Source organism: Coriobacteriia bacterium (genome assembly GCA_030652115.1).
Classification (GTDB): Bacteria; Actinomycetota; Coriobacteriia; order Anaerosomatales; family Anaerosomataceae; genus UBA6100.
Genome location: JAUSBK010000001.1, coordinates 62,406 through 78,416 on the forward strand (window position 1 = coordinate 62,406; position 16,011 = coordinate 78,416).

At 67.5% G+C, this 16,011-nt stretch carries 16 protein-coding genes; 10 read left to right on the forward strand and 6 right to left on the reverse strand.

What is annotated here, in order from left to right:
• The first annotated feature begins 59 nt into the window (after window positions 1–59).
• Entirely contained in the window at window positions 60–632 is a 573-nt protein-coding gene (locus Q7W51_00360; GenBank protein ID MDO8846828.1) for a rubrerythrin family protein, read from the forward strand.
• A 101-nt stretch (window positions 633–733) separates the two neighbouring features.
• Here Q7W51_00360 and ppcA read toward each other — a convergent pair whose 3' ends face one another.
• Entirely contained in the window at window positions 734–2,179 is a 1,446-nt protein-coding gene (gene ppcA / locus Q7W51_00365) for a phosphoenolpyruvate carboxylase (protein MDO8846829.1), read from the reverse strand.
• A gap of 186 nt (window positions 2,180–2,365) precedes the next feature.
• Here ppcA and Q7W51_00370 point away from each other — a divergent pair, with 186 nt between their 5' ends.
• The 4 genes from Q7W51_00370 to Q7W51_00385 are packed head-to-tail and all read left to right on the forward strand — an operon-like array spanning window position 2,366 to window position 6,207.
• Window positions 2,366–3,679, forward strand: a complete 1,314-nt coding sequence (locus tag Q7W51_00370; protein ID MDO8846830.1) for an HlyD family efflux transporter periplasmic adaptor subunit — start codon at window positions 2,366–2,368, stop codon at window positions 3,677–3,679.
• Window positions 3,679–4,443, forward strand: a complete 765-nt coding sequence (locus Q7W51_00375; protein ID MDO8846831.1) for an ABC transporter ATP-binding protein — start codon at window positions 3,679–3,681, stop codon at window positions 4,441–4,443. The genes Q7W51_00370 and Q7W51_00375 overlap by 1 nt, the downstream gene beginning before the upstream one ends.
• On the forward strand, window positions 4,440–5,660 hold the full coding sequence (locus tag Q7W51_00380) for an ABC transporter permease (protein MDO8846832.1): 1,221 nt from the start codon (window positions 4,440–4,442) through the stop codon (window positions 5,658–5,660). Before Q7W51_00375 ends, Q7W51_00380 begins: the two co-directional genes overlap by 4 nt.
• A gap of 43 nt (window positions 5,661–5,703) precedes the next feature.
• Window positions 5,704–6,207 carry a hypothetical protein gene (locus tag Q7W51_00385; GenBank protein MDO8846833.1) on the forward strand — a complete coding sequence of 168 codons (504 nt, stop codon included), beginning with the start codon at window positions 5,704–5,706 and terminating at the stop codon, window positions 6,205–6,207.
• A 129-nt stretch (window positions 6,208–6,336) separates the two neighbouring features.
• Here the strand turns inward: Q7W51_00385 and Q7W51_00390 are convergent, their stop codons facing one another.
• Window positions 6,337–6,855: a hypothetical protein gene (locus Q7W51_00390; protein ID MDO8846834.1), complete on the reverse strand. Its 519-nt coding sequence runs from the start codon at window positions 6,853–6,855 to the stop codon at window positions 6,337–6,339.
• A 121-nt stretch (window positions 6,856–6,976) separates the two neighbouring features.
• Here Q7W51_00390 and Q7W51_00395 point away from each other — a divergent pair, with 121 nt between their 5' ends.
• Genes Q7W51_00395 through Q7W51_00405 form a run of 3 tightly spaced genes read left to right on the forward strand, consistent with a single transcriptional unit; the run spans window position 6,977 to window position 9,010 of the window.
• Window positions 6,977–7,450, forward strand: coding sequence for a GyrI-like domain-containing protein (locus Q7W51_00395; GenBank protein ID MDO8846835.1), 474 nt, complete (start codon window positions 6,977–6,979; stop codon window positions 7,448–7,450).
• A complete protein-coding gene (locus Q7W51_00400; GenBank protein ID MDO8846836.1) occupies window positions 7,447–8,529 on the forward strand; it encodes a hypothetical protein in 1,083 nt (360 codons plus the stop codon). The genes Q7W51_00395 and Q7W51_00400 overlap by 4 nt, the downstream gene beginning before the upstream one ends.
• Window positions 8,530–8,587: 58 nt before the next feature.
• Window positions 8,588–9,010, forward strand: coding sequence for a hypothetical protein (locus Q7W51_00405; protein ID MDO8846837.1), 423 nt, complete (start codon window positions 8,588–8,590; stop codon window positions 9,008–9,010).
• Window positions 9,011–9,012: 2 nt separating this feature from the next.
• Here the strand turns inward: Q7W51_00405 and carB are convergent, their stop codons facing one another.
• A complete protein-coding gene (carB, locus tag Q7W51_00410) occupies window positions 9,013–12,249 on the reverse strand; it encodes a carbamoyl-phosphate synthase large subunit (protein ID MDO8846838.1) in 3,237 nt (1,078 codons plus the stop codon).
• A gap of 271 nt (window positions 12,250–12,520) precedes the next feature.
• Between carB and Q7W51_00415 the strand changes: the two genes are divergently transcribed.
• Window positions 12,521–13,258: a hypothetical protein gene (locus Q7W51_00415; GenBank protein ID MDO8846839.1), complete on the forward strand. Its 738-nt coding sequence runs from the start codon at window positions 12,521–12,523 to the stop codon at window positions 13,256–13,258.
• Window positions 13,255–13,863, forward strand: a complete 609-nt coding sequence (locus tag Q7W51_00420) for a TetR family transcriptional regulator (GenBank protein MDO8846840.1) — start codon at window positions 13,255–13,257, stop codon at window positions 13,861–13,863. The genes Q7W51_00415 and Q7W51_00420 overlap by 4 nt, the downstream gene beginning before the upstream one ends.
• Before the next feature lie 30 nt (window positions 13,864–13,893).
• Here the strand turns inward: Q7W51_00420 and Q7W51_00425 are convergent, their stop codons facing one another.
• The 3 genes from Q7W51_00425 to Q7W51_00435 form a co-directional block, all read right to left on the reverse strand.
• Window positions 13,894–14,403, reverse strand: a complete 510-nt coding sequence (locus Q7W51_00425; protein MDO8846841.1) for a flavodoxin domain-containing protein — start codon at window positions 14,401–14,403, stop codon at window positions 13,894–13,896.
• A gap of 68 nt (window positions 14,404–14,471) precedes the next feature.
• Window positions 14,472–15,113 carry a hypothetical protein gene (locus Q7W51_00430; protein ID MDO8846842.1) on the reverse strand — a complete coding sequence of 214 codons (642 nt, stop codon included), beginning with the start codon at window positions 15,111–15,113 and terminating at the stop codon, window positions 14,472–14,474.
• Between the two features lie 52 nt (window positions 15,114–15,165).
• A complete protein-coding gene (locus tag Q7W51_00435; protein MDO8846843.1) occupies window positions 15,166–15,951 on the reverse strand; it encodes an RDD family protein in 786 nt (261 codons plus the stop codon).
• Between the last annotated feature and the right edge of the window lie 60 nt (window positions 15,952–16,011).

Below are 16,011 nucleotides of genomic sequence, written 5' to 3' on the forward strand. Positions count from 1 at the left end.
AGAACACGCTGCCCCGTTCGGCGGCCCCGTCCCGTCCCCGACAGTGAGGAGTCCGGAGTATGACCATCAAAGGAACCCGCACCGAGCAGAACCTGCTGAAGGCCTTCGCCGGCGAGAGCCAGGCCCGCACGCGCTACACGTACTTCTCGAGCGTGGCCAAGAAGGACGGCTACGAGCAGATCGCGGCCATCTTCCTGGAGACCGCCGAGAACGAGCGCGAGCACGCTAAGGTCTTCTTCAAGTATCTCGAAGGCGGCATGCTCGAGATCACCGCGATGTACCCCGCCGGCATCATCGGCACCACCGCCGAGAACCTGCTCGCCGCCGCCAACGGCGAGCACGAGGAGTGGGGCGAGCTCTACCCCGAGTTCGCGACGATCGCCGAGGAGGAGGGCTTCCCCAAGGTTGCCGAGTCGTTCCGCGAGATCGCCGAGGTCGAGGAGAAGCACGAGGCCCGGTATCGCAAGCTACTCGCGAATGTCGAAGGCGGCACCGTCTTCAAGCGCGACACCGTCGTACGATGGAAGTGCCGGAACTGCGGCTACATACACGAAGGCCCCGAGGCACCCGAGCTCTGCCCGGCGTGCGCGCACCCGCAGGCCCACTACGAGATCTTCGTAGAGACCTACTAGGCGCTCTACCGCCTCCGCACATGAAGAGGGCCCGTCCGGAATCACCCGGGCGGGCCCTTCGTGCTTCGCGGACCCCGTCGAGTCTTAGCCGAGGAAGCGCCTCACCAGCGCAGCGCGCAACACGAGGTCTCGGGGAGCAGCATCTCCTGCCGCGCGCCGAGCGCCTCGCGTATCCGTCGTACGAGCTCCAGATGGGTGCTGTCGGGCTCCCAGTCGTAGCCTGCGCGCACCACGGCGTCGCTGACCGCCTTCGGCACCTGCGGCCCGTCGAGGTCGGCGAAGCGCAGTGCCTCGGCGATCTTGGCGTCGAACGACGGGTAGGCCTCGCGCACGAACACCAGGTCGTCTGCGGTGAGCGCATCGAGCGCGAGCAGCTCGGGCGGCAGCCCGATCGAGTAGAGCGCGCAGGTGAACGCGATCGCCCTCGGGAGCGTCACGTCGCCGAGCTGGCGGGCATAGCCGAAGAGACCGACGTGCAGCTTGCGGGCGCGCCGCTTCGGCACGAAGGCCGCGAGGCGGTTGATGGCGTCCGAGAGCGAGACGACCTGCGCGCGGTACGCCTCGCTGTAGCGTGCGATGATCGCACCGGCGCGCTCCTCGTCGATCGCAGGTGCGGGCCCGACCTCCTGCGACTCCAGCAGCCCGATGGCCGCGCGGACTTCGTCGGGCGGGTAGTCGTACTTGAACGCCGACTGGATGGTGAACGTCGCCACGCTCGGATACTCGCGCCCCACCCGTTCGGCGGTGACCGGCGACAGCCCGCCCCGGAACGGCGCGGAGCCCATGCCGAGGATCGGGTGGATGCGCGTGCCGCATCGACCGGCCAGGGCGTCGAGCCGCGCAAGCGCGATCTTGTTCGAGAGCGCCGCGCTCACGAGGCCGTAGTTCATTGCCGTATCCGAGCGCGCCAGGAAGACGCGCTGATCGGCGATCTCCTTGTCGGCGAGATACGCCTCCACCACCGAAGCGGCGTTGTACATGCCGTCCAGGTCCTCGAAGAGCGGGATGACGCTGATGCGGTCAGGACGTGTGGGGCCAAGCCACTCGGCCACCGAGATATCGCCCGGACGGAGCGCCTGGTACTGACGGCCGACCATGAAGTCGGCGTAGTAGCGGTAGATGCGGTCGATGTCCTCCACCGAGGTCGTCATCGGCAGGATGACCTCGAAGATCGGGGTCACGTCGCGTCCGTAGAAGAGCTGCGCGGCGTCGAAGGATCGCGGGATGCTCTCGAGCGTCTCCAGCAGGACCTTCGCCTCGGCGGTCTCCACGGCGGGGTTGGGCACGCGCACGGTGAGCCGCACGTCTTCGCCAAGCGTGTTGGTGCGGAAGAACGGCTCGTAGTACGAGAGCAGCTTCTTCACCACGAAGGAGTCGATCTCCTTGCCCTCGACGTCCCACATCTGTTCGTCGCAGCCGAGGTGCGAGTAGGCGTAGAAGGCCTCCTTGATCTCGTCTTCGCCGGCGAGCACCTGCGTTGAGGCGAAGAACGGCACCGACGCGTTGTCGGGGTGCTGGGTGCTCATGCAGCGGGGAACCGATCGCATTCGGCGGGTCTCCTTCTATCGGGTCAATCCGGCCCTGCGCGCGCCGACCGTGCGCGACTATTGTAGCCCGCGCGAAGCGCGCCTCTCCATCCGCACTCCACGACATCACCACATCCGTCCGACAGGCGCCGCACGCTGCCGCCCTACGGTAGTTCGTGAACGGCCAGCGAACGAGATGGGGGCGGCATGTCACTGTCGAAGGGAATCAGGCGATATCGCGGCTGGATAGCCGCAGGGATGCTCGTCGTCGTGGCGGGCACGGCGTACGTGCTCATGCGCGGCGGCAGTGAGGCGGAGAGCACCATCAGCTACCAGACGGAGGCTGCCTCCGTGGGCACGATCTCCTCCACCGTCTCCGGAACCGGGACGCTCGCGGTCGGCACCACGACGGACGTCTACCCGGAGACCGGCGGCACGGTCGCCTCGCTTGCGGTCGCCGAGGGCTCGGTCGTCGCAACGGGCGACGTGTTGTTCACCATCGACCCCGCCGATGCCGAGGCGGCCTCCGCCCAGGCGCTCGTGGGCCTGCGCCAGGCGCAGCAAAGCGTCACGCAGGCCGGGCTGCAGCTCACCAAAGCGAAGTCCACGCTGAGCACGCTCTACGCGAGGAGCGCCGAGCCCACCCCCACCGTCACCTCGGCCGACATCGCGGCAGCCGAAGGCGACGTCGCAGTCGCAAAGGCGCAGGTGGCCTCCGCCAACGCGCAGGTCGCCGCAGCCGACGATTCGTATGACGAGGCCGTCGCTGCCGAGGACGACCTCACGGTCACCGCGCCGTGCAGCGGCCAGGTGTACACGCTCTCCGTCGAAGTGGGCGATAGCGTGTCGACAAGCAGTGGCAGCACGGGTTCCGCCACCACGTCGGGCGCGACGAGCACGATGGGGGCGACCACCACGAGCGCGAGCTCCTCGACCGCGCCTGTCGTGATGGCGCCCGAGCAGCCACTCATGGTGCACCTCACGGTGAACGAGGTGGACCTCCCCACGCTCGAAATCGGGCAGCGCGCCGACATCGGGTTCGACGCCTTCACCGACATCACCGCGACAGGCAAGATCTACGAGATCGCCGACGAGGGCACGAACTCCTCAGGCGTTGTCACGTTCGACGTGTACGTGTCCATCGACAAGGCCGATCCGCGCCTGCGCCCCGGCATGTCGGCCTCGGCCACTATCGTGACCGACGTCGCGCAGAGCGTGCTCGTCGTCTCCAACTCGGCCGTGCAGTCCGACGGCGACGGCGGCTACTACGTGCTCCTGATGTCCGACGGCGCAGCCGAGTCCTCGCAGGTGACGGTCGAAACCGGTCTGGCGAGCGACACCCAGACCGAGATCCTCTCGGGCATCGCCGAGGGCGACATGGTCGTCACCCAGACGATCGACAGCAGCGATGAGTCCGACATCGAGGACAACGACAGCGGCTCGGGACTCCTCAACTTCGGCGGCGGAGGCGGCATGGGCGGCGGCACACCTCCCAGCGGCGGCCCGATGGGCGGCCAGTGATGGCGACGCACGTACTGGAGACTCCAAAGCGTCCGCCGGTGATCGACGCCCGCGACCTCGTGAAGATCTACGACGCCGCCGACGCCGAAACGCGCGCGTTGCGTGGCGTGTCGCTCAGCATCGAAGAGGGCGAGTTCGCGGCGGTCATGGGGCCGTCGGGCTCGGGCAAGTCCACGCTCATGCACATCCTCGGCTGTCTCGACACGCCCACCGAAGGCCAGTACTTCCTCGCGGGACGCGATGTGGCCACGCTTGATGACTACGAGCTGGCCGAGGTCCGGCGTGAGACCGTGGGGTTCGTCTTCCAGGCGTTCAACTTGCTGCCGAGGTCATCGGTCATGCGCAACGTGGTGATGCCGATGATCTACACTCGCGTGCCGCGCGACGAGCGGGAGGACCGGGCGGCGGCGGCGCTCCGGGCGGTGTCGCTCGACGAGAAGCTCTGGACGCACCGCTCCAACGAACTGTCCGGCGGGCAGATGCAGCGCGTGGCGATCGCGCGGTCGCTCGTGAACGACCCGTCGCTCATCCTCGCCGACGAACCCACCGGCAACCTCGACACAGTTACCGGCGATGCGGTGATGGAGCTCTTCGCGCGCCTGAACGACGAAGGCCGGACGATCCTGCTCATCACGCACGAGCCGGATATCGCCGGGAAGACGAAGCGCGTGGTGCGCATCACCGACGGCGTCATCATAGAGGACGCCTCCACGGCGTCGGCGCACGTCCCGCGCTACGGCGACGGGGCCGGTGAGCCCTCATGAGCTTCGCCGACCTCATCGCCGAGACGATCAACTCGCTCACCTCGAACAAGGTGCGCAGCGGCCTCACCATCCTCGGCATCGTCGTGGGCATCGCCTCGGTCATCGCCATGGTCGCCATCGGCGAAGGCTCGAAGGCCTCGATTGAAAGCAGCATCCAGGCGGCCGGCTCGAACATGCTCACCATCTCGCCCTCGGCAGGCGGGCAGATCGGTGCAGGCGCGCGGTCGTTCGGCACGAGCGTCGACTCGCTCACGCGCGAGGATGCCGAGGCGCTGTCCGGCCTCGAACTCGTAGGCGACGTAGCGCCCTCGTCTTCAGGTCAGGCGCAGCTGGTGGCCGGTGAGGCGAACTCGAGCACGACCGTCTACGGCGTGACCCCCGAGTACGCCACCGTCAAGGGCCTCACGGTCACGACCGGCTCGTTCATCTCCACGCGAGACGACGAGAAGAACGCGCAGGTGGTGGTGCTCGGCGCCACGCTCGCCGAGGACCTCTTTGGTGAAGGCGTGAACCCTGTGGGCGAGAAGGTCCGCTCGGGCAACATGCTGCTCACCGTCATCGGCGTGCTCGAGGAGAAGGGCACCTCGGGCTTCACCAACACCGACTCGGCGGCGCTTATCCCTCTTTCGACCTGCCAGCGCTACGTCACCGGGAGCGAGTACCTCTCGGCGATCACGGTCACCGTCACCGACGAGGAGCAGATGGATACTGCCGAGGCGACGGTCGAGGCGCTGCTGCTCCAACAGCACGGCATCGCCGATGTCGACTCTGCCGACTTCCAGATCCAGAACATGACCGACATGCTCTCGACCATCGAGGACGTCACGAGCACGTTCACCACCCTGCTCGCCGGCATTGCGAGCATCTCGCTCCTGGTGGGCGGCATCGGGATCATGAACATGATGCTCACCACCGTGACCGAGCGCACGCGGGAGATAGGCCTGCGCAAGGCTATCGGCGCGGACAGCAGCGCGATCTCCGCGCAGTTCCTCACCGAGTCGGTCGTCCTCACGCTCCTCGGCGGAGGCTTCGGCGTGCTGGCCGGATGGGGCATCGGCACGTTGGCCGCCGAGCTCCTCGACTACTCGGCGATCATCACCCTCGATTCGGTGCTGCTCGCCGCCGGCGTGTGCGCCGCCATCGGGATCGTCTTCGGCTACTACCCTGCCCGTCGGGCCGCAGCGCTCAGCCCGATCGAGGCGCTCAGATACCAGTGATCCGACCCGTCGCCCACGGGCGGCAGCACGAAAGGAGACAGTCATGAAGGGTCCCGTGAAGGCCATCATTCTCGCGGTGGCGGTGCTCGTCCTCGTGGGCGGCGCATTCTGGGGAGGCACGCTGTTCCAAGGCTCGCAGACGCAGACCGGATTCCCGGCCGGCGGCGGAGCGCAGGGCATGCGCGGCGGGGCGATGCCCGGCCTGACCGAGGAGGAGCAGGCCGAGATCGAGGACATGACCGATGAGGAACGGCAGGCCTGGCTGCAAGAGAACATGGGCGATGGGGCCGCCCTCGGCGGTCCAACGCGCGGCGGCAACCTCGAAGGCGAGGTCATCGAGGTCGCCGAGGACAGCATCACCATCTCGCTCGAAAGCGGCTCGCAGACCGTCTATACCGATGAGAACACCGTGATCGCGTACGTCGAGGGTGCGGGCGACCTCGCTGCGGGTTCGACCGTGATCGTTATCGCAGAGCCGGTGGGCGGCCCCACGGGCGACACCAGCACGAGCTCGATCACCACAGCGTCCCTCGTGGTTGTGGAGTAACCGCGCTGCGGAGCGACACTCAGAGTGATACCGGCTCGATCTCCCTGTAGCGGTCGCCAAAGGGCCGCCCCGCCGATAGAGCGGAGCGGCCCTTCTTCGCGTTCGAGCCGGAAGCGTCGCGGCCCTGTGCTAGTCCGTGACCACCAGGATCACGCCGAACGTGGTCCCGTCGTTCTCGGTCGTCATGCTTACGGTTGCCTCCATGTCGCCCTTCTCGGCGGTCAGCATCCCGCTGCTGCTCCCTGAGTCCGTGAAGAACGTGTCGCCGGTCGTCGTCCAGCCGTCGTCGAACTCCGCCTTGTACCACTCAAATACCTCGGTGACCTCGTCTTCGGAGGTCATGTTGATGTAGTAGGTGGTGGTTCCGCCGCTCGCGACGCTCGACGCGCCATCAAGCACGTAGTCGTCGTACAGCGGGAAGTCGGACGGGAAGCCATCGGGCATCTCGCCCGTGTCGTTCGCGATCGTGACTTCGCCATCGTCCGTCTGGATCGTGACGCTGTCGTCGTTGACCTCCACATCGCTATCCGTGGCCGCGCCGACGATCCCCTCACCGATCTCCTCGCCGATCTTGTCCTGGATGCTCTTGCACCCGACGAGTCCGAGCGCGAGCGCTATCACCACGATGCCGACCAGTACTCTCTTCATGCGTTGGTCCCCCTTCGTCTGTCTGCACATCGGCTCCGCGGCGCGCGAGCCGTCGCATTCCCACGCGCCCGTGTCCGTCGCGCACTCTGCGGGCATATACCCGTCCCGGGGGGTGGTTCTCATGACAGAACCCAGCGTGATCACGACAGAGCCCGTTGCCATAGCCTACATCACAATGCACGGCCGGTACGCGCAAACACCCGAGGGATACGGTCGGCTCTACGCGTGGATCGGGCAGCACGGGCTGCAGCCTTTGGGCATGCCCGCGGCGGTGTACCTCACCATGCCGCCGGAGACCCCTGAGGCCGATGCGGTGTGGGAGCTCTGGGCGCCTGTTGCGGGCGATCCCGCCGAGGCTCCTGCCGACGCCTCGGGCATTGGGATCAGGCACGTGCCGGCCACGCTCGCTGCCTCGGCGATGCACAAGGGGCCGTACGAAACGGTGGCTCCCACCTACGAGATGCTCTGGCGCTGGATCGGCGAGAACGGCTACGTGCTCGATGGGCCGCCGATGGAGCGCTACTACTCGGATCCGGCCGAAGTCCCGCCGGAGGAGTACCTGACCGAGGTCCTGATGCCGGTGAGGAAGGCATGAGCACTCGCCCGGCCGTCCCCGACCCCACGATCGCCTGGCTCACCGCCGAAGACAACCCGGCGGTGGCGGTGCTCGTCAGTCGCGAGGTGCTGGGGGAGTCGGTCACCCCGGCGCTCGATGCGCTGTGGTCGCGGCGCAACGAGTACGAGCCGGTTGCCCGGATCCTCGACCTCATGGACGAGGACGGCTCCTGGGGCAGGCCGTCGCAGGACTACCGGAAGTACGGCGGGTCGCTGTGGCAGGTGCACTTCCTCGGCGAGCTCTACGCGAGCGGTGACGACGAGCGCGTGCAGGCGGCGGCCGCGTACGCGTTCTCGCGCCAACTGGAGGACGGCTCGTGGTCGTGCAACGGCCGTCCGGCCGCATCCATCCCCTGCCTCACGGCCAACGTGGGCCGCGCGCTCGCCCGCCTCGGCTACGCCGACGATGAGCGGCTCACGAATGCGCTCGCCTACTGCGTGAAGCTTCTCGACACCTTCGGTTGCCTCACCTGCGGCGCCATCTACTCCCAGAAAGACGACGCGCCGAAGGATTGGGGCGCGAGTTCGTCCACGCTCAACGGCTACTGCCACATGCTCGCGCCGAAGCTGCTGCTGTTCCTCGCCGAGATGCCGCAGACATCGTGGCCCGACGGCGCGGAGCCGTTGCGAGACGAGTGCGTCCGCGTGCTGCGCGACAAGCAGGTGCATCGCTGTCTGCCCGAGGAGGGGCGCGAGTTCTTCGACGTCTTCTACACGGCCAAGTCCTCGGAGCGCGACGGGCTGCGCGAGCGGTATCTCGGGGAGCACCCGCTGCTGCACTACAAGGAGAAGGCCGGGTGGCTGCGCTTCGGCTATCCCCTCTCGTACAACTCCGATGCGCTCGAGGCGCTGTTCGCGCTCGCGCTCCACGGCGGGCCCGCGCGGCCCGAGTACGAGCCGGCCCTCGACGTGGTGCGCGCCGCCGCCGATGACCAGATGCGCTGGAAGCTGCGCAACACCTTCAACGGCAAGATGCTCGCCGACGTTGAGGAGAAGGGCCAGCCGAGCCGGTGGCTCACCTACCGGGCGCTCCGCGTGCTGCAGCACTTCGGCACGTGAACCCGGAAGCGCGCCGGGACGTCCAACGATCAGCGACATCCACTCAAGGAGGCCCGCAATGAAGACGCGAATCCCACTCATGCTGCTTGCGATGGTACTCGCCCTCACGCTCGGCGCATGCGCGGCCGAGACACCGGCACCCGACGAAGGCGCCTCACCGCCCGCCGACGATTCGACCGGCCTGCGGCTCGCGAACGGACTGTACGACCAGGAGGACGGCACCGTCCTCGCCCTCGGCACGCTCGAGTGGATCGATCTTGAAGGCGGCTTCTACGCGCTGACCGGCAGCCCGGAAGGCGACGGGAACATCGCCGTGATCGCGAACGCCGGCGAGTTCGAGGCCGAGCTTGAGGCGCTGCTCGGCAAGACCGTCTCGGTCACCGGCACGCGGTTTAGCGGCGTCTCGGTCCGCATGGCGGGGCCGGAGATCGTGATCACCTCGATCGAGGAGATGACTGACACCCCGGGCGCCGCCGAGTAGCGCTATCCGATGCTCGCGTGGTAGCTCTGCAGCGAACGCACCGTGCCCGCCGACTCCCGGTGGGCACGGATCCCCTGTGCCGCCGCAAGCGCCGCCGAGGTGGTGGTGATGTACGGCACGCGGTGCTTGATCGCCGTCTTGCGGATGTAGGAGTCGTCGAACTCGCTCGACTTGCCCGCCGGCGTGTTCACCACGAGCTGGATCTCGCCGTTAGCGATCGCGTCCTCGATGTTCGGCCGACCCTCGTGCAGCTTGAGCACCGCCGCAGTCTCGATGCCGTTCTCGGCGAGGAATGCGGCCGTGCCGCTCGTGGACATGATGCGGAATCCGATGTCGGCGAACTCGCGCGCCGCAGGCAGCACGTGCTCGCGATCGCGCGCGGCCACGGTGATGAGCACGCAGCCCTCTTCGGGCAGCTTCGTGCCCGTGGCCTCCTGCGCCTTGAAAAACGCGAGGCCGTAGGAGTCGGCGAGACCGAGCACCTCGCCGGTGGAGCGCATTTCGGGGCCGAGCAGCGGATCCACCTCGGGGAACATGTTGAACGGGAAGACCGACTCCTTTACGCCGAAGTGCGGGATCGGCTTGCGCTCGAGCGCGAGGTCGGCGAGCTTCTCGCCCATCATCACCCGGGTGGCAAGGCGCGCCATCTGGATGTTGCAGACCTTACTCACGAGCGGCACCGTCCGCGACGCGCGAGGGTTGGCCTCGAGCACATATACGACACCGTCGGAGATCGCGTACTGCATGTTCATGAGGCCCACGACGCCCAACTCGATGGCGATGCGCCTGGTGTAGTCGTCGATGGTGGCGAGGTCCTCGTTCGAGATGATGACCGGCGGGATCACGCATGCCGAGTCGCCCGAGTGGATGCCCGCGTACTCGATGTGCTGCATCACCGCGGGAACAAAGGCGTCCGTACCGTCGGCGATGGCGTCGGCCTCGCATTCGATCGCGTTCTCGAGGAAGCGGTCGATCAGCAGCGGCCGCTCGGGCGTCACGTCCACGGCGGCGGCCACATACATGCGCAGCATGTCCTCGTCGTGGACGACTTCCATGCCGCGCCCGCCGAGCACGTAGCTCGGCCGCACCATCAGCGGGTAGCCGATGCTCGCCGCCGCCTCGAGCGCGTCGTCGAGCGTCGAGACCATCGCCGACTCCGGCATCGGGATCTCGAGCTTCTCCATGATCTCGCGGAAGCGGTCCCGGTCCTCGGCGAGGTCGATCGTCTCGGGCGTCGTGCCCACGATCGGCACACCTGCCTCTTCGAGCGCACGCGCGATGTTGAGCGGCGTCTGACCCCCGAACTGGCAGATGATGCCCTCGGGGCGCTCTTTGTCGTAGATGGCGAGCACATCTTCGACCGTGAGCGGCTCGAAGTAGAGCTTGTCCGAGGTGTCGTAGTCGGTGGAGACGGTCTCCGGGTTGCAGTTCACCATGATGGTCTCGAAGCCGAGTTCGCGCAGCGCAAACGCTGCGTGGACGCAGCAGTAGTCGAACTCGATGCCCTGACCGATGCGGTTGGGCCCGCCGCCGAGCACCATGATCTTGCGCGCATCCGAGACGGGCACCGCGTCTGTGGCGTTGTATGTCGAGTAGTAGTAGGCGGCGTCCTCGACACCGCTCACCGGCACCGGCTCGTAGGCGTGCTTCACGCCGAGCGCGAGACGCCGGGTGCGGATCGAAGCCTCACTTACGCCAAGGAGGCGCGCGAGGTACGCATCGGCGAACCCGTCACGCTTCGCACGCACCAAGATCTCGTCGGGTAGCGTCTCGCTCGCCTTCGCGCCCGCACCCGCAACGCCCGCGTCCGCCGCGTACGCGAGAATCTCCTCCTCGAGCGCCACCAGCTCGGCCATCTGCTCGATGAACCATCGCTTGATGTGCGTCCGCGCGACGAGCTCGTCGATGTCGGCACCCTTGCGGAGCGCCTCGTACATCACCCACTGCCGCTCACTCGTGGGCTCGGCGAGCATCGACATGAGCTCGAAAAGGTCCCGGCGGTAGAAGTCCTTCGCAAAGCCGAGGCCCATGCGCCCGTTCTCGAGCGAGCGGATCGCCTTCAGGAGCGACTCCTTGTAGTGTTTGCCGATGGACATGACCTCGCCCACCGCCCGCATCTGCGTACCGAGCTTGTCGACCGCGCCCGGGAACTTCTCAAAGGCCCAGCGCGCGAACTTCACGACCACGTACTCCCCGCCCGGCGTGTACTTCTCGAGCGTGCCGTCACGCCAGTACGGGATCTCGTCCATCGTGAGGCCGCCCGCCAGGCGGCTCGAGACGAGCGCGATCGGGAAGCCGGTGGCCTTCGACGCGAGCGCGCTCGAGCGGCTCGTGCGCGGGTTGATCTCGATCACGACCACGCGGTCAGTCTCCGGGTCGTGCGCGAACTGCACGTTCGTGCCGCCGATGACCTCGATGGCCTCGACGATGCGGTACGAGTAGTCCTGGAGTCGCGCCTGCAGCTCGGGTGAGATCGTCAGCATCGGCGCGGTGCAGTACGAGTCGCCGGTGTGTACGCCCATCGCGTCTACGTTCTCGATGAAGCACACCGTGATCATCTGCCCCTTGGCGTCGCGCACGACCTCGAGTTCGAGCTCCTCCCAGCCGAGCACCGACTCCTCCACGAGCACCTGCCCCACCATGGACGCCTGCAACCCGCGCGCGCAGATGGTGCGCAGCTCCTCCACGTTGTAGACGATGCCGCCGCCGGTGCCGCCCATCGTGTACGCCGGCCGGATCACCACGGGGTAGCCGAAGTCAGCCGCGATCTTCTCGGCGTCCTCCACGCTCTGGACCGTGATGCCCTTGGCGGTCTCGATGCCGAGGCGCTCCATCGTCTTCATGAACTCGAGCCGGTCCTCGCCTCGCTCGATTGCATCCGGGCTCACGCCGATGATCCGCACGCCGTACTTCGCGAGGATGCCGCGGCGGTTCAGCTCGAGCGAGAGGTTGAGCGCCGTCTGCCCGCCGAGGTTCGGCAGCAGCGCGTCGGGGCGCGAGGCGGCGATTATCCGCTCGAGCGTCTCGATGTTGAGCGGCTCGATGTACGTCTCGTCGGCCATCACCGGGTCGGTCATGATCGTCGCCGGATTTGAGTTCACCAGCACGATCTTGTAGCCAAGCGCGCGCAGCGCCTTGCACGCCTGCGTGCCCGAGTAGTCGAACTCGCACGCCTGACCGATGACGATCGGGCCGGAGCCGATGATCATGACCTTGCTGATGTCGTCGCGACGCGGCATGCGGGCGCTCCTTACGGTGGCGTGGCCGGGCGGGAGTGGCCGGGTACCACCGGGGCGCATGTGCGAAGCCTGTGCCGGCGTGTTTCCGTGGTGTTGCGGCGACTCGATACATTCTAGCGGATACAGACTGCCGGGTGGCCTTTCTGACACGACGAAACGCGCCTGACATGTTCTCTCGAATCGGGCTTGACGGACCGCGTGGCGCAGCGTACCCTTACGCTGTACGCTTACAGTGTAAGGGTGTCAGGGGACGCCCGGGAGAGGAGTCACGATGTTCAAGATGCAGACCTGGCAGCTCATCGTCGTCGCGGCCGTTGCGGTCGCGTGCGTCGGGTACATGTCGTTCACCATCGTCCGGATGCTGTCGCGCCCGGCCGAGGGGACCGCGGCGGTCCGCCACTCCACCCCGCTCGAGACCGGCCTCGTGGGTGCCACGCCCGAGAGCGGCGAGCACGCGTTCGACGGCTTTGCGTACCGGGTGACCTCGCGCTACGCCGGTCGCGTCCGTGTGGTCGTGCGTGACGACACCGTCACAATCGCCGGCCCACGCGCGCCGCGCGGGCTCTACGTGCTGTGGATCTGGCTGCAGGGACTCACCCTCGCACTCGTGCCGCCCGCCCTCGTGCTTGCCATCGTGAAGCTCGACTGGCGCGCGCTGCTGCTCTCGCTCGGGATCATGCTCGCCAGCACGCTCTTCATGGCGATCGGCGCCGGGGTGTGGCCAGGCATGGGCGAGACGCTGTTCGTCGGCGAGGGCCGCTTCGACGCGACCGAGATCCCGCTGTCGGCGGTGCGCAACCTCACCATCGGCGACGACTGGGCGCGCGACGGGATGCGACTCGTGATCGCACCGTACGCACCGGGCATCGACAATCTTGCGATGGACACCGCGGTCTGCTTCAACGCGCCCGATGGCGAGGGCCGCGACGCGAGCTACGCGATCCACATGCTCTCGAAGGAAGATGCGATCGCACTGCGCGATCTGCTCGCCGAAGGGTCCACACCGTGACCCCGCGCGAGCAGACGCTCACGCGCGACGAGATCCTCGGCGCCGCGCTCGCCATGATCGACGCAGCGGGAACGGACGCACTCTCCATGCGCAAGCTGGCCGGCACCCTCGGCGTGGAGGCGATGACGCTCTATCATCACTTTCCCAACAAAGACGCGATCCTGGATGGCGTGGTCGAGCGCGTGTTCGCCGAGATGCGCATCCCAGAGCCGCTCCCCGAGGAGTGGATGGCATTGGCCGAGGAGATGTTCGTCGCATTCCGTCGCGTGCTTGTTGAGCACCCGAACACGATCGTCCTGCTGGCGCGCCGCCCACTCAATACCGAGGGCTCGGCTGACTTCATCGAGGCGCCGCTGTCCGTGCTCGCTCGCAGCGGTCTGCCGCCCGAGCGCGTCGGGCAGCTCTACCAGTCGCTCGTGGCCTACGCGTTCGGCAACGCCTTCATCGCGAGCGACAGGCCGATCGCGCCGGACGGCTCGGCCCTGCGCACGGACGACGACCGGTACCCCGTGGCGCGCGCAAGCGGCAGCGCCATCTCCCGCTTCGACGAGGCCACGTTCCGCGAGACGCTCGAGCACATCATGCGCGGGTTTGGCGGGAGCTGAGCGGGCTGCTCGCCGACTGCGCTGCGCAGCCTACGCAGTGAGTCCGAGTTTCGCAGCGACAGCCGTTCCCCACGCGGCGGCGGCCTCCGTGTCGCGGAAGTCGCCCTCGGGGGCCTTCATCGCCTTCATGACGAGCCGCTCGGGGAGCGAAAACGTCTTCGGCACGTTCATGCCGGGAAACAGGCCGATGTCCACCGGCTCGAGGCCGGTCTCCTTGAGCAGCAGGTCGGTGTACGCGCGCACCTCGTCGGCCTTCTCGGGGTTGGTGTGCATGGTGAGGCAGGCGGTGAACAGCGCGAGCGGACGCTCCTTGAGATCGGACGCATGCCCGACCAGCCACTGCTTCACCGACGCATGCCACATGCTGGCGCGAACGCCGCTCCCCACGAGCACCGCATCGTACGCCGAAGGATCGGGCTTCTCGTCGGCCGGCTTCACGTCCACCGTGACGCCCACGCTCCGCAGCCCTTCAGCGATCGCCTCGGCGACGCCCGCCGTGCAGCCGCTCTTGGTTCCATACACCACGAGTGCCGTGCTCATGTGTGCGACTCCCTGCTCGGTGACATCCGGCAACTAGCGTACCCCAGATGTCAGTGCGTCTCACGCCGTCACGCGAGACCCCCCAGCTCGGGCGGCCTTGGCGTGTATCGCTCGATGAAGAAGCCGCGCCACAGCTTGACGCGTTGCCCGTAGCGCTCGACGACCGGTTCGGCCGGATCGAGCGGAACGTCGAGGACCACGTCGTCTCGACGCGGATGGTTGGGGTCGTAGATGCGCACGGCCACGCGCTGCTCGCCAAAGTCGGCTGCGTACGCCAGCACCTGATGGTTGCGCGCGAGGTGCTTGAGCGTCATCCCGCTCACCATGCCCAGCGGCACCGGGCGACCCGACCGCAGCATGTCGAAGAGCGTCAGTAGCTCGCGCCTGGTGGCCACGCCGATGCCGAGCCGGCCTGCCGAGGGCAGGTACGTGTAGCGCGCGAACTCGACGAGGTTGACGCCGGTGCCCGCCACCACGCTTTCCACCTGCCGGCGCCAGATGGCGCGAGCCGCAGGTGAGCCATGGGGCGGCAGCTCCCGACCGAGCGCTTCGGGGCCGAGCGGCTCATCGGCGACGAATGCATCGAGTGCGGCGAACACCATGCCCCCGCAGCGGCCGCGTGAAGCGACGACGCCGAGGAGTGTGTCCTTCCAGGTATTGGGGAAGCCGAAACCGTGCTTCGACGGGCGAAATTCGGTGTCGAGCTCCATATGAAGCCGCCTGACGGTCGGAGATGCGCGGTTAGATGATAGCGCGCCGCGGCTAGGCGAGCGGTGGCTCCGCAGGTGCCTCAGGGTCCGGCTCCGCAGGTGCCTCAGGGACAGGCGCCGCGCCGATGATCTGTGCAACTCGCCCCGCCACCGTTGGTTCGTCCCAGGCCGGGTCGGCCGTCTCGCCGAGCGTGAGCAAGACCTCGCGCGCGATCACATCGCGCGCCTGGGCTGTGAGCGAGTCCCGGCGCCTCAGGTAGTCGAAGCCGAGTTCGGTCTTCTCGGACACAAGCGTATCGCCGATCTCGAGCGGGCGCTCCTTCGGCTCGTAGACCACCACTGTGCCCGCGGCCATGTCGCCGACACGCTGGCGCTGACGTGACAGCAGCACCGCGAGGATGCCCACGAGATACGCGCTTGGCAGCGCGTCGACGATACGCAGGAGATTGCGCGTCGCCGAGGTGCCGAACGAAACCCTGCCGCCGCCCTCACGCACGACCCGGATCCCCGCGATCCGCTTACCGGGAGTGCGACCGTTGCGTCGGACCTCGAAGAAGATGTGGTACCCGTAGCCCGTCAAGAACACCAGGACCACGCCCAGAGCGATCGCACCGTAGACGAACGCGTCTTCGCTGAACGCCTCGGTGAGCCCCGTCGCGGTGAGCAGCACGACCAGGAGGACCAGCAGGAGGGCCTCAGCGGCGATCGCAAGCGCGACGAAGAGCTGATCGATCACGAATGCGACACCGCGCGATCCGACGCCTGCGAGCTCGAGATCGAACGCCACGGCCTCCGGCGTCTCGACTGTGAGCCTGTCATCAAAGACCGTTGCGCCCACCGACCTGCCCTCCCCCTGTCCGAATCGGCTGCGCTGAATGCTAGCATAGGTACGCGGCCG

Coding starts and splice junctions, on each gene's coding strand:
- Q7W51_00360 (MDO8846828.1), top strand. CDS start 60: ATGACCATCAAAGGAACCCGCACCGAGCAGAACCTGCTGAAGGCCTTC.
- ppcA (MDO8846829.1), bottom strand. CDS start 2,179: ATGCGATCGGTTCCCCGCTGCATGAGCACCCAGCACCCCGACAACGCG.
- Q7W51_00370 (MDO8846830.1), top strand. CDS start 2,366: ATGTCACTGTCGAAGGGAATCAGGCGATATCGCGGCTGGATAGCCGCA.
- Q7W51_00375 (MDO8846831.1), top strand. CDS start 3,679: ATGGCGACGCACGTACTGGAGACTCCAAAGCGTCCGCCGGTGATCGAC.
- Q7W51_00380 (MDO8846832.1), top strand. CDS start 4,440: ATGAGCTTCGCCGACCTCATCGCCGAGACGATCAACTCGCTCACCTCG.
- Q7W51_00385 (MDO8846833.1), top strand. CDS start 5,704: ATGAAGGGTCCCGTGAAGGCCATCATTCTCGCGGTGGCGGTGCTCGTC.
- Q7W51_00390 (MDO8846834.1), bottom strand. CDS start 6,855: ATGAAGAGAGTACTGGTCGGCATCGTGGTGATAGCGCTCGCGCTCGGA.
- Q7W51_00395 (MDO8846835.1), top strand. CDS start 6,977: ATGACAGAACCCAGCGTGATCACGACAGAGCCCGTTGCCATAGCCTAC.
- Q7W51_00400 (MDO8846836.1), top strand. CDS start 7,447: ATGAGCACTCGCCCGGCCGTCCCCGACCCCACGATCGCCTGGCTCACC.
- Q7W51_00405 (MDO8846837.1), top strand. CDS start 8,588: ATGAAGACGCGAATCCCACTCATGCTGCTTGCGATGGTACTCGCCCTC.
- carB (MDO8846838.1), bottom strand. CDS start 12,249: ATGCCGCGTCGCGACGACATCAGCAAGGTCATGATCATCGGCTCCGGC.
- Q7W51_00415 (MDO8846839.1), top strand. CDS start 12,521: ATGTTCAAGATGCAGACCTGGCAGCTCATCGTCGTCGCGGCCGTTGCG.
- Q7W51_00425 (MDO8846841.1), bottom strand. CDS start 14,403: ATGAGCACGGCACTCGTGGTGTATGGAACCAAGAGCGGCTGCACGGCG.
- Q7W51_00430 (MDO8846842.1), bottom strand. CDS start 15,113: ATGGAGCTCGACACCGAATTTCGCCCGTCGAAGCACGGTTTCGGCTTC.